The sequence below is a fragment of the Gracilimonas tropica DSM 19535 genome (assembly GCF_000375425.1).
Classification (GTDB): Bacteria; Bacteroidota; Rhodothermia; order Balneolales; family Balneolaceae; genus Gracilimonas; species Gracilimonas tropica.
Window position 1 is genome coordinate 222,294 of the sequence record NZ_AQXG01000003.1, and the last position, 13,297, is coordinate 235,590.

Annotated in this window: 9 protein-coding genes; all 9 read right to left on the minus strand. The window is 39.3% G+C overall.

Features of this window, described 5'->3' with window-relative positions:
- Positions 1-8: 8 nt before the first annotated feature.
- The 9 genes from rnz to B151_RS0107500 all read right to left on the minus strand — a co-directional run bounded on the left by rnz (position 9) and on the right by B151_RS0107500 (position 13,066).
- Positions 9-1,238 (minus strand): ribonuclease Z, encoded by a 1,230-nt coding sequence (gene rnz / locus B151_RS0107460; RefSeq protein WP_020402992.1) that lies wholly within the window; start codon positions 1,236-1,238, stop codon positions 9-11.
- A gap of 67 nt (positions 1,239-1,305) precedes the next feature.
- Positions 1,306-3,048: an ABC transporter ATP-binding protein gene (locus tag B151_RS0107465; RefSeq protein WP_020402993.1), complete on the minus strand. Its 1,743-nt coding sequence runs from the start codon at positions 3,046-3,048 to the stop codon at positions 1,306-1,308.
- 93 nt (positions 3,049-3,141) lie between these two features.
- A complete protein-coding gene (locus B151_RS0107470; RefSeq protein WP_020402994.1) occupies positions 3,142-4,170 on the minus strand; it encodes an NAD(P)/FAD-dependent oxidoreductase in 1,029 nt (342 codons plus the stop codon).
- Between the two features lie 36 nt (positions 4,171-4,206).
- On the minus strand, positions 4,207-5,577 hold the full coding sequence (locus tag B151_RS0107475) for an acyclic terpene utilization AtuA family protein (RefSeq protein ID WP_020402995.1): 1,371 nt from the start codon (positions 5,575-5,577) through the stop codon (positions 4,207-4,209).
- A 231-nt stretch (positions 5,578-5,808) separates the two neighbouring features.
- Positions 5,809-6,447, minus strand: a complete 639-nt coding sequence (locus B151_RS0107480; protein WP_026166551.1) for a response regulator transcription factor — start codon at positions 6,445-6,447, stop codon at positions 5,809-5,811.
- Between the two features lie 78 nt (positions 6,448-6,525).
- The gene (locus B151_RS0107485; protein ID WP_020402997.1) at positions 6,526-9,414 is read right to left on the minus strand and encodes a sensor histidine kinase; all 2,889 of its coding nucleotides are present in this window, start codon (positions 9,412-9,414) and stop codon (positions 6,526-6,528) included.
- A gap of 7 nt (positions 9,415-9,421) precedes the next feature.
- Positions 9,422-10,030, minus strand: coding sequence for a hypothetical protein (locus tag B151_RS0107490; protein ID WP_020402998.1), 609 nt, complete (start codon positions 10,028-10,030; stop codon positions 9,422-9,424).
- A gap of 305 nt (positions 10,031-10,335) precedes the next feature.
- Positions 10,336-10,962, minus strand: a complete 627-nt coding sequence (locus B151_RS0107495; protein WP_020403000.1) for a response regulator transcription factor — start codon at positions 10,960-10,962, stop codon at positions 10,336-10,338.
- A gap of 130 nt (positions 10,963-11,092) precedes the next feature.
- A complete protein-coding gene (locus tag B151_RS0107500; protein ID WP_020403001.1) occupies positions 11,093-13,066 on the minus strand; it encodes a tetratricopeptide repeat-containing sensor histidine kinase in 1,974 nt (657 codons plus the stop codon).
- Positions 13,067-13,297 lie beyond the last annotated feature (231 nt).

Genomic DNA, 13,297 nt, shown 5'->3' on the forward strand with positions numbered 1-13,297 from the left:
TTATGATTTTAGAATCTGTCAAAATCATCATACGAAGATCTTGGGGTGATCTTACGATGTGAGTTTGAATCAGAATCATCTTTCTTATCTTTGATATTAGCGCTGTACGTACTGCTTCCGTAGGTTTTACGCTTCTTGTAATTGCTTCTTCCAGAAGAGCTGTTAGAACTGCTTCTACGGTTTCCTTTACCGCCTTTTCGGCTGCGGAAGTTTTTCTTGGAACCGCCTTTATGACTACTTCTTCCCTTACTTCCACCACTTGATTTCTTATTGAGCTCATTCAACTCAACCTTTGGTGTTATGATGCCTCGTTCGTGAGTTGGATCTGTAAAGATGGGTCGCAATTCATTAGCGATCCAGGCAGGATAAAATCCTTCCCTGGCTTCCTTCAAAAGATCATGCTCGTTAGTGTATCGGGCTGAAAAGTGACCAATTACCAACAATTTGGTTTGTGCTTCGGTAGCTACACGAGCGGCATCAGCGGTAGAAGAATGTCCGGTTTCTTTGGCTTTATCTTCAAGGTCTTTACCAAAAGTAGCTTCGTGGTAAAGAATGTTGGTATTCATCGCAAGCTTAACAGCCTGGGGCGTGTATTCCGTATCCGTTACATAAGCAAAGCTGTCGCCAGGTCGCGGGTGACCTACGATCTCATACGATTTCACAACGGTGCCATCATCTAATGTCACATCTTCGCCGGCTTTCAGAGCCTTGTACTGCTCATCTTTATTAATGCCCAGCTTCTCAGCTTTATCTGCATCTACTTTACCGGGACGATCTTTCTCTTGAAAACGATAACCTACACAAAATTTGGTATGGTTCAGAGGGCGGGCTTCTACATAGTATTCCTCTTCGTCAAAAACAGTTTCTGCATCAGATAGGTCGTGATCGATCTCGTGAAAGTTGATTTCATAATTCACATCGATCTCAGCAAATTTCAGATTGAATTCTACAAAATCTTTTAATCCCTTAGGCCCTACCAATGTTATCGGTTTATCGCGGCGTTGTAATTGCAAGGTAGCCAACAGTCCCAATAGCCCACCAAAGTGATCTATATCGAAATGCGAAATAAATACGGCTTCTATTTTTGAGCGTTTTATTCCGGCTTGCAGCATGCGCATTTGTGCATTTTCACCGCAATCAAAAAGGAATACACTTCCTTCTCTCCATAGTGCTACTGAGGGTAGGTGACGAACTGCGGTTGGGGTTGCAGATGCTACTCCTAATGGTACTACTATCATTGTTATATCTCCCGTTATGTGATTTTTTATGGGCTATGCGTTCAAACAATCAGCCCTGGGTTATTTTTTATATTTCTGCTAATTCTTGTTCTAATAGCTGTTTGTTATACATGGCGGTGTATCTGCCGTTTTCAGCCAACAGGTCCTCATGCGTTCCTGATTCTACAATCTGTCCTTCTTCTAAGTAGTAAATTTTATCAGCGTCCTTAATAGTCGATATTCGATGACTAATCATGATAGTTGTTCTGCCGCTTAATTCTTGTCTCAGATGTTTTAGTATTGCGTCTTCTGTTTTTGTATCTACCGCACTCAGAGAGTCATCAAATATTAAAATCCTGGGGTCCTTGATCAATGCTCTTGCGATGGCTGTCCTTTGCTTCTGCCCACCGGATAAGGTTATACCCCTTTCTCCAAGCATGGTCTGAAATTTTTTCTCAAAATCCAAAATATTCTCTTTTACCTGTGCTTTTTCTGCAGCAGTTTCGATCAACTCTTCCGAAGCATTTTCAACTCCAAATGCAATATTTTCGCCAATCGTGTCTGAAAATAAAAAGGTTTCCTGAGGAACGAAACCCATAGCTTGCCTTACTTGCTTCAATGACCATTTTCTTAGGTTTTCTCCATCGAGCAATATTTCACCTTCGGTGGGGTCAAACAATCGTGGAATTAACTGAACAATGGTAGATTTTCCGGATCCGGTTCTCCCTACAATGGCAATATTCTCTCCGGGTTGAATGGTTAAATTGATATTTTGGAGCACCGGTTCAACAGATCCCGGGTATTTAAATCCAACATTTTTAAACTCAATAAGTCCTTCTACCTCCCGATCGATCTTCTCCTCACTGTCTTTGATCTCAACAGGTTCATCCATTAATTCTTTAATACGATGCCATGATGCCAGAGAACGTTGAAACCTGTTCGTGGTGTAACCTAATGCCGCTACCGGCCAGATCAAATAGGCTACATAAATTAAAAATTCAGCAATATTACCTACCGTTAGTGTCCCGGCAATAACCATCTCCCCTCCTTTCCAAATTACGATCAACAGGGAGATACCGATCAAAAAGTTCAAGGCCGGATGAAACATAGATTCGATCATATCTAACCGCAATTTTTTCTTTCGGTAAGACTCACTTTCCTTTTCAAATAACATCTGTTCATGATCTATCCGGTTGTAGGCTTTAATGAGCCGGATGGCAGAAAAAGTCTCTTTTGCCCTTCCCGCAAGCGTAGAATATTGTTCCTGTATAATGGTGGAATGTTTATGAATGAATCCGGTGATCCAATATGCGAAAACAGAGATCAAAGGCAGGGGTATAAGCGCCCATAATGTCAAAGTTGGGTTTACAAGAAACATCATGGTTAAAACAAAACCCGCTCTTGTAACGGTGTTGATACTGTACATGATCACCGGGCCGTAGTAATCCCGCACCTTGCCTACATCTTCGGTGGCTCTTACATAGGTTTCTCCTGATGAATGTTCGGCATAATACCGCTGAGGAAGAGACATCAATTTATCAACAATATCGTTACGGATATCAAATTCTACCTTCCTTGATGTTACGATCAATGTTTGCCGTGTAGCAAACAACAAAACACCATAAAGCATCACGGTGCCAATCAAAAACAAAGAATTGGTAGCCAGTATTTTAGAGGCTTCAGATGCAAATAGCGTTTGAAGAAAAGAATCAGGAATATCGAAGTTCGAACCACCCAAAGCTTCCACTTCATCCATTGTCTGCCGGATCAAAACGGGAATCCAAACAAGGAAAAAGTTCGATGCAGTCAGAAATAAGGCACCTAATATCATAGTGCCCTTATATTTCCTTAAGTATTTATTTAGCTCTTTTAATGCTCCCAAACCTGTCCTTTAGTTTGGTATATGACGATTTTTATTATTTTTTCAATCGGCAAATTGTTCAACCCAATGCTTGCCTAACCTCAATCCGGATAAATAAGCTGATTCCACGGTATTGCCATTCATATAAGATCCAACCAATGCCAATGGCGTCTCGTTTCCTTTTATTTCCATAAAATCATGGGGAAGTGGATTTTTAGCCTGACTATATCTCCAGAAATGAATTTGACTCCACTCAGGCAGCGCTGCCCAACCTCCAAGAATTGTACTAAGCCGGTCAAGTATTATCTCTTTCACTTCTTCACGATCCGTGTAAATGTGTTCTTTTGCGAATTCTGATGAGGTTTGAATAACCAGGTTTTTAGCACCGTCTGTTCTTTTTGTGGATTCGTTTGAAATCCATTGAATTACCTCATCATCACATTCCAAAGCATTCCAGGAAGGCAAATTTGCTTCCTCATAACCAGCCATCACTGTATATTGAGAATCATATTCCACTTCATCAATCTCTCTGATCAGTTTCAACGTCTCGATCTCATCAATGGTGGTATTTAGCAAAGCGTAAGCTTGGCGTGCCGGAGCTGCGATAATAACAGCATCGGCACTTTCAGTGAGTGCAGTTGGAAAATTCAGCATCCAGCTTTTCTTTTTGCGACGATTCTCTCCAATGTGAGTGAGTCCTCCCACCTTTTCATTCAACCGAATATCGAGATTTCGTCCAAGGTATTTTCCAATGGAATTCATGCCGTTAGCGGCAATGTAAAAAGGAGTATCGTGATCAAGATCACTGATGTCTCCATCTTCATTGCGTTTAGCAAAATGGCCTTCCCAGGTAGTCAGGATATTTTTTGCGGCCAACTCTGTAACAAACTTTTTAAACTCGGATGATTTAGCCGTAAAGAATGGTACCCCGTGGTCTAATTTTTGTGAAAGATCTTTACCGGCATACCGTGTTGCAAGCCGGCCTCCATATCCACCGCTTTTTTCATAAACTACAACTTCATGTCCGGCATTAGCTAATTCCCGCCCGGCTGCTAATCCTGAAATTCCTGCTCCGATTACCGCAATTTTCATGTATCTATAATTTAAAAGTTCTGTATTTGATGAATTTTAGTCTATCTCGAATAATGATACGCGTGGTTTGACTGCCTTTTTATCTAATAAGGCAGGCCAATAAGCCACAACTTCACTTGCTTTTGGGCGCCCTCCCGCAAAACCTGTGACTCCGCTGGGACCTGTTAAAATAAGAGGTGCAATTTCCATCCCAAAGCGATTCAAATCGTTTTTATTTTGGCCGGAAACGGATATCCTCATCTGGATTTCATCGTAATCGGTATTTAATGCTTCTTCTGTTACCGGTTTCTCATCATTTCCGTTATAGCCAACATATTCTTTGTGGAATTCTTCAAAATTCAATCCAAGCGCCTCTGCTCTTTTTTCAAGAATTTCAGCTCCTTTTACCGCTTTTTTCAGTGCATCTGGCCAACTGTAAACCAAGGTTGAGGAAAGCTTAAATCCATCATTATAACTTGCCGACACTTTATATGTTGGCGTATCCGGATGTCCTTTTATCCCGGATACTTTTACCCGATTGGGGCCTGTTTCCTCAACATGAATAGAAGTAAAATCGGCGATCACATCAGGCGTAATATATTCGGCAGGATTTCCGATCTCGTACAACAGCTGCTCCTTGACGGTCATTTCACTTACCAAACCGCCGGTTCCTTCATGTTTGGTTACATAAAAATCGCCATTTGGATATGCTTCAATGATCGGAAAACCTATATCCACAAAATCTTCTACTTTTTCCCAATCCGTAAAATTCCCACCGGAAACCTGGGCACCACATTCAATGATATGGCCGGCTATGGTACCAACCGCCATTTTATCAAAATCTTCGGCATCCCATCCAAACTCGTGAATCATGGGAGCAAGAGTCAAGCCGGTATCTGTAACACGCCCGGTAATGATGACATCCGCCCCTTTATTCAGAGCCTCTACAATGGGTTGACATCCGAAATAAACATTCGCACTTAAAAGATCTTCTTTAACCTCTGCGATCGGACGGCCGTCGTCCATGTTTTTTAGTTCGTGTCCGGCCGAAACCAATTCATCGATACGGTCTAAAATGTTATCCCCGTCAACAACTGCAACTTTGAGTCCGTGATATCCTTTTTCTTTGGCTATTTTCAGAATCTCATCTTTACAGGCATTTGGATTAACTCCTCCTGCATTGCTGATCACCTTGATGCCATCATTCTTGATCTCAGGAAGTACCTGTTCCACTACATTCACAAAATCACGTGCATAGCCCCATTCGGGATTTCGCATTTTTTGTTTTTGCATGATGGACATTGTCACTTCAGCGAGGTAGTCCATTACCAAATAATCAATAGGACCTTTTTTAGCCTGCTTGACGGGGGCATTTGGCAGATCTCCCCAAAACCCTTGACCGGATGCAATACGAATAAAATCTTTCATAAATACTGCTTGATTGAAACAACTTAAATTCGCGAGGAATATCGGGATATTTTTACTGCATTTGAAATAAAAAAACCCTGTCTTTGTCAAAAAGACAGGGTCTGTGTCTATTAGGTTAGTGTAGTCGGAAGGACTAACGTTCTTGTAAGATAAAAATCAGGTTTGAGAAGATAACCGCATGGACATGTGGTCTTACATACAATCAGTACAAAGTCTTTATTTTGCAGAAAATTAATCTCGATCCGGGTTTATAATTCTTTTACTGATTCCCTTGGCAATAGCTTCCGAACGGGAATGGACTTCCAGTTTTTGGTAAATATTTCGAATGTGATGGCGAACACCATCTACAGAAAGAAAGATCTTTTTACCTATAGCAGCATATGATCGTCCTGTAGCCAATTCTTTCAAAATTTGAATTTCCCGCTCAGATAATTCTTCCTCGAGATCGGCCGCTTTTTGAAAGGTTGCTATAACCTTACGGGCTATGTTTGGGGTAATGGGGGAACCTCCATTATGGGCATCACGAATAGCACTGACCATCTCATCTGGGGTTACTTTTTTCATCAGATATCCAACTGCTCCTGCTTTAAGGGCATCAAAAATGTGATCGTCGTCATCATGAACCGTAGCCATTATAATATTCACATCAGGATGATGTTCTCTCATATAATTAACTCCTTCTATTCCGGACATTCCGGGTAAACCAATGTCCATAATCGCTACATTGATTTTGTTGATCACTTCAGACTCAAATGCTTCCTCACAAGAACCAAAGCTTCCTATTACTGTGAGATCATCTTCAAAATCGATGAATGTCTCCCACCCCTCTCTCATATACTCGTTGTCTTCTATTATGCCAACTTTTATCACAGCAAATAAAATAAATTAATGTTTTGATTTTAATATAGACTCTTAATCAATTAAACTAACTGCATAACTATGCGGTATTTACAGGTTAACCTTCAGTATCCAGCGAGTTCCAAAGCCGGCAGAGGTCTTGAGGCTGATTTCTCCATTAATCAGGTCTGCTCGTTTATTGATATTGACCAGGCCATTTCCCTTCTTTACATGATCTATATCCATCCCAGTGCCATCATCTTGCACAACTAATCGGAAAATACCATCTTCATATTTGATGATCACATCTACGTTTTTTGCTTCAGAATGCCTTGCAGCATTGGTTATCATCTCTTTGAATATCAGCCACAAATGTTGCCGAAGTTGCATATCTAATTTTCCGGGGATAAAATCAGTGATCTTCAGACTGTAATCTATGTTTTTACTTTCCAATAAGTCGGAGGTAAAACGCCTGCATTTTGAAAGAAATTCTTTCCAGTCATCATGCTCCGGGTTAATAGCCCAAACTATATCCGTTATCTTCTCTTTCGCATCTCCTGCACTATTGGCGATCAACCGAACAAACCGATTCTTATCTCCTGTGATCTTCTCACTTTCTATTGCTTTGGCAAAATAGCTTATACTTGAAAGTGTAGCACTCACCTCATCATGCAGATCACTTGCAATGTTATTTCTGATTCGCTGCACACGCAACAGCTGATTAACTCTTACCCTATAAATGAGATACAGCATTCCTGAAATGAAGATCGTATACAGCAAGTAAGCCCACCAGGTTCTATACCACGGGGGAAGAATTTGAAAAGTTACTGCATCCGAAGAACCTGCAACATCATATGCATTTTTACTTCTTACAAGAAAAGTATAGGTGCCCTCAGTAATATTAGTATAATCTTTTTGTGTTTCAGAAGTCCAGGAACTCCATCCTGAGTCGAACCCCTCCAGCATCACCTGGTATTGATTTAACTCCGGGGCAATATAACTTGCAGCTGCGTAACTGAACCTCAGCTCATTATGTTTAAAGGGCAGAATAATAGGTTCTCTTGGTTCACCATAACCTCCATAAATGAGTGAATCTCTGTTTATGTAAATACCGGTTATGTTGGTCCTGAATTCAGAATCGTAAGAAAATTCAGATTCTTTTAGATGAAAAAGACCATTTGTACCTCCAAACCAAACGCCTGATGGTACACATGCTATAGAGAAAATACTTTCCACTGCGTTCTCTCCTTTTATTAAGCGGTAGGATGAAGTGTTGATATTCCAACTTCCGGATTCTTTAAAAGCTCTGATAAGTTTTAAATTAGCGATGAACCATATTTCTGAATCTGAACATTGTTCAAAAGTGAACACCTGATCATTACTAAACTCCGGAAACCCGGAAAGAAAATGATTCGGGCTCATTAGTCCATTTTGAGGCTTAAATCTAAACAACAAATCTGGCGCATCATCTCCTTCAGCTCCCACAAAAACCTCGTTATTAATAAAATCGATTTCATTATAAACATTAATAGCCTCTTCGTTTCCACTGAATGGAATGTTATACACGCTATCTTTTAAAATTAACTGCAGACCAAGGGAAGAATTTAAAACAAAAAGGGAATCTCCCTTAGAAAGGGCTTGAGTAGGATAATTTATTTCCGGCAGCGTTTTCTCTTTTAATTGAATGCCATCAAATTGAATCAGCTTTTCCCGGTTCACCAATGTAATCTGTTTGGATTCTTCCTTTACATTTACTTTTACAAGGTACGGCTCATCGATCACCTTTTTAAAACTCCAATCGTCCTGAACTTCATATAAACCTGTACTTGAAAGCGCATAAAACTGTCCGTTTCGGGTAAAAACATCACTAAATCGTTCCGGGGCATCGATTTCTGCAAAATGTATGGTTTGTTCGGGTTGAATTTTCTCCCCTTTAAATATTCCAAATGCTGTATTAACCAACAACCGCTGGTTATTCAAGGCAAAATTTGTGACTACATCATTTAATCCGGCTGACTCATTGTAAACCGTAAGATCATCTTCCATTAAAAGTTTTTGAATGCCTTTTTGAAGTCCCATCCATAAAATATTTTCATCATCTTTATACAAATCATATACCTGATTGGTAGCTAATCCATTTTTCTCGGTAAACATTTTCAGAAGTTTACCATTGTTATCTATAAAAACTACTCCTCCGGAAAGAGTAGCAATGGCATATAAACTGTCATTTATGACCTCAAAATCATAAATGAGATGTTGTTTTAGATAATCATCTACTTCGGTTTCAAAAGGGACAAAATCTGAACCGTCATAATTCTGAAACAAATTTTTCCATCCTCCAAAAAGAATATGTCCCGGTTTATAGTTTTTTGCGATCCACACCTGATCTCCTGAAAATATTTCTGAACCTTTAACTCTTTTAAACCCATCTTCCCTTTTCAAGTCGAATGAGACCATTCCAAATTGAGAACCAATTAGTAAGGAATCCCCTAACATTACAGAATGACTTAAGCTGCCACTATCTGACTCAAAACGAACGAGCTCTTTTCCGTCATATTTATTTAATCCTTCTGAATATCTGAAGTAAAGATTCCCGGTTTTTTCATGAGTGTCGAACTGTTCGGGAACCCTTTCTCCCGGTGAGTAGAATACATCAGACAAGGATTTATATGATAAAGATGACAATGAATCTGAAGCTATAAAGCCAAAGTTGCCGGAACCACTTACAAAGGTAGTTCCATTGGTTGCCGTGAAAATTGAACTGCCCCTTCCTCTTTCACCAATATGATTATTGTACCATTTATTTCCATCAAAGGTTAGCAGGCCTCCTCCATTGCCAAAATGAATATATCCTTGAGTGTCCTTTTCTGCTGTCCAGTTTTGAACATGCCCCCCATATTGTTGGGGAGAAAAATATTGATGCAAAGAAAATCCCTGCCCAAATACAGGCAGGGATATAAGACCAAAAATATTAAGCAGTAGTATGAACCTTATCTTCATGTTTTATTTACAGACATTCTTCCTTGGTAGGATCACAAAAATGACCTTCTATGTGGATTCTTTCTTGAGGATGTGGTTCAGTATTTCTTACAGGCAATCCTTTTTCATATCTGAATATGATCTGATACCCATCTTTTTCATTCAAGAAATTGATCTCAGTATAAGTTGGTGCATGCCTTTCTCCCAGATCCCATTTAACCGGTTTGGTAGTCCAGTTACCCTGTGCATCTTGTACCCCCGGAACTGTAACCACCAATTTTACCTGTATATCTTTGCCTCGTCGTAGTTTCTTAAAATTGATCTGTTTACCCGCGTTGTTTTCCAGTTTATTGGTGAACTGTGGCTGATTAGGGATATTAGATGGATTCTTAAGTCCCGGGAACGTGGAATCAGAAGGTCCGACTATATGCACTAAAAGATCGATCCCTGTATTATTGAACAAGCTGTCGGGTATCTTACCGTGTCGTATCTCAGCATTTAAGTTTTCTACAAAATCAGAAAGTTGATCGATTTCCTGCCCCTCAGGAAAAGAACGTATTTGATATTGCGCATTCACCTGATTAAAAAAAAGCCCGAAAAACATCATAAAAATAAAGACAACCATTGATCCTTTCATGATTCAATACCTCATTAATTTTGTTATTTATTATTATAGGGAAAGCCTAAGAAACTTAAAAATATCAAGGAGTACACCACATAAATGTGTTGTATTGGTAGCTGTGAAAAAGAAAAGCGAATAAAAAAAAGCCTGTTCGTCCATAAACAGGCCTTTTTAGCAGTTTTTAAGATCAATGTAATTAAGATCTTGAGTTTTGCACCCCAAAAAACCCAAACCGTAATTAACGTCTGATACACTTCATTATCGGTAATTTATTCATGAGTCACACTACATACTTATGTGGTTTTATCTAAAAGATCAGATCAAATCAAACGGTCTCTAAGAGCTTTGGCGACGGCTTCACTTTTATTACTCACTTCAAGTTTATTATATATGTTACGGATATGATATCGCACCCCATCTACCGATAAATACACTTTTTTTGAGATTCCTTTGTATGAACAACCCTCCGCCAAAAGCTGCAAAACATTGGATTCGGTATCAGATAATTGAATCTCTGAATTATTTTTTCCGGCATGAAATGAATTAATGACCTTCCGGGCAATATTTGGACTCATGGGAGACCCACCGTTATGAGCAGACCGTACAGCATCGATTAATTCTTCAGGTGAAATCTTTTTTGAAAGATACCCAATAGCCCCATTCTTCAAAGCCTTGAAGATTCTTTCGTCATCATCATGTATAGTAACCATCATAACGGCTACATCAGGATTTCGCTCTCTTATTATTTTCACCCCTTCGGTACCTAATATTCCGGGTAGCTGAATATCTAAAAGAACAACATGGGCTTTCTCGATCTCTGCTTCTTCAAACGCTTTCTCACAGCTGTCGTATTCTGCAATAACACAAAAATCCTTTTCAAAATCGAGAATAGTCTTCCACCCTTCCCGCATGTATTTGTTGTCTTCAATGATGACTATATTGATCATAATAACTTTTATTTGCCCATATATAATCAATTATTTATCCAAAAAAACTACCCAAGCAGGTAGTTTTTACCTTTGCAAAACAGGTTCTCCATTCCGATCAATTTCGATGAAGCCATCAGCCGCCATGCAGCTAATTATTGCTGAATACAAAACGCCACTTTGTTCCTTCTCCAGTTTGGGTCTCTAATGTAAATGTACCACCGATCGCTTCTGCCCTATAGCGCATATTTTTTACGCCATGACCATTATTTATTTGGCCGGGATCGAAGCCGACTCCATTATCAAATATCTCAAGGATCAGTCCTTCTTTTTCTGCTTTGAAGATAACAGAAGCTTCGGTGGCTTTGGAGTGTTTGCTTAGGTTTGTGATACATTCCTTGAAAATGAGCCATAAATTTTGGCGAATCTGTAAGGTCAATGGAAAGTTCAGGTCATTACTTATGTCAAGAGTGTAATCAATATCATGGCTGTCCAGCATGTCAGAGGCAAAACGTTTACATTTTTTCAGAAATGTTTGCCAGTCATCTTTTGAAGGGTCAATGGCCCAAATTATATCGTTGATCTTCTCTTTGGCTTCGGTCGCACTTTCATCAATAATACTTAAGAAACGCTGAGATTCGTTGGGGTCTTTTTGAACCCTTTTTGCTGCTTCACTAAAAAAACTAATGCTGCTCAGTGTACCACTGAGGTCATCATGAAGATCCCGTGCAATTCGGTTTCGGGTTTTTTCTTCTTTTAAAAGGTAGTGAATTCGGTAACGGTAAAAGAGGTATCCCGAAACCAAAATAAATCCTATGATGATCAGAAAATTTCGCACCCTGATACTTTCAATCTTCAGGTTAGCATCCATCAGCTGAGCCTCTTTATTCTGAAGCTGATACCGGACACTCAGCATATTGTTACTCCATTCTTCTCTTTGCTGTCTGAGATCATTATCCAATTCACGTTGAAGGCGTTCATTTTCCAGAGCTTCATCAAACCTCCCCAACGATTCTAAAGCAGATGCTTTTATAGAGTAAATATCTCTTAGTAATTCTTCCAGCTCATGTTGGCCTGCCAGTTGTATATTACGGTCTGCATAGTCCAAAGCTTTTTCATACTCCTGCTTGGCAAGAGCTAACCTCGAAAGAAAATAATATTTATGAAGATCCTCATTAGGCCTTGAGAATGAAGTAGCGGGATTATCAACCAATACCGTCAAGGAATCTGCCTTTTCTACAAAACCCTGGTCTAAATAAAGTTCCCCCAAGCGTACGGTATGAGAATTGGAGATATTGGGAATACGGTAATTTTGACTTATTTGAGCAGCTTGTTCCAAAAATAAGGTAGCGGTTTCCAAATCACCTTTGCTGTCATAAACAGAACTTAGATTACTTCGTACCAGCGATTGAATGGGAGGCGGAAGATTTTCATATTCCAAACAGGGACTTAAGATCTCAATAGCTTTATCATAATTATTAAGCTTTAAAAAACTATTGGATAGTTTTGAAAGAATGTTACATCTGGCGGCAGGACTATCTTCATACTCCAGAAATTTTTGAAACATTTGAATAGCCAAATCATGAGCGCCAACCCTCACATATAAATTTCCCAAATTTCCATAGAAATACTGAATCGGATAAACAACCTCATCTGCAAACTCTTGTTGATATGAAATGGCATCCAGGAATAATGACTCAGCTTCAAGATACTGATCCCTTCTGGAGTACTGCATAGCCAGGAGATTTTCCATCATCAGGAAGGAATCGTGTTCCTCGAGATCACGTAGTTTAATTGAAGCTTTATCGGCGTAATAAATGGCAGAATCAGCGTTTAAAAGCCGAAAAGCATTGGCACTGAAAAATGAAGAAAATGCCTCTTTTTGTTCTTCTGAAATCCCTTCAAGTTGACTGACCTCTTTGGCAACAAGTAGCAGGGAATCTGGTGCATTCCTGAGATACCGATTACTAAGTTCAACATAGGTTCTGAGTTTTTCCTGTGGGGACTGAATTTTCTCTATGTCGTTTTTTATATCTGTTAAACTCATGGGAGGAAGTCCCCGCTGTGCAGATGCCTGAGAAGTTGTTGCTAAGACCGCAAACAAAACGCCAACTAAATACTTCATAATAAACTTCAATATCCTTCAATTATTGACTTTAATTTACATTTGCTTTTTTATAGTTCAAATTAAAATCCAAAGAGTTGTTAGGTCGGGGTTTAAAGCTTAGAATAGAATTTTATTATTAAGCGTTCTACAGGCATGTAAACTATTGCAACACAGTAGATTCGAAAAACGAAGCTAATGGAATTTACTCTGTAATTTTTTTGATGCATAGATTATTATCGAATTGATCTT

Coding starts and splice junctions, on each gene's coding strand:
- rnz (WP_020402992.1), bottom strand. CDS start 1,238: ATGATAGTAGTACCATTAGGAGTAGCATCTGCAACCCCAACCGCAGTT.
- B151_RS0107500 (WP_020403001.1), bottom strand. CDS start 13,066: ATGAAGTATTTAGTTGGCGTTTTGTTTGCGGTCTTAGCAACAACTTCT.
- B151_RS0107490 (WP_020402998.1), bottom strand. CDS start 10,030: ATGAAAGGATCAATGGTTGTCTTTATTTTTATGATGTTTTTCGGGCTT.
- B151_RS0107485 (WP_020402997.1), bottom strand. CDS start 9,414: ATGAAGATAAGGTTCATACTACTGCTTAATATTTTTGGTCTTATATCC.
- B151_RS0107470 (WP_020402994.1), bottom strand. CDS start 4,170: ATGAAAATTGCGGTAATCGGAGCAGGAATTTCAGGATTAGCAGCCGGG.
- B151_RS0107465 (WP_020402993.1), bottom strand. CDS start 3,048: ATGATATTAGGTGCCTTATTTCTGACTGCATCGAACTTTTTCCTTGTT.
- B151_RS0107475 (WP_020402995.1), bottom strand. CDS start 5,577: ATGAAAGATTTTATTCGTATTGCATCCGGTCAAGGGTTTTGGGGAGAT.
- B151_RS0107495 (WP_020403000.1), bottom strand. CDS start 10,962: ATGATCAATATAGTCATCATTGAAGACAACAAATACATGCGGGAAGGG.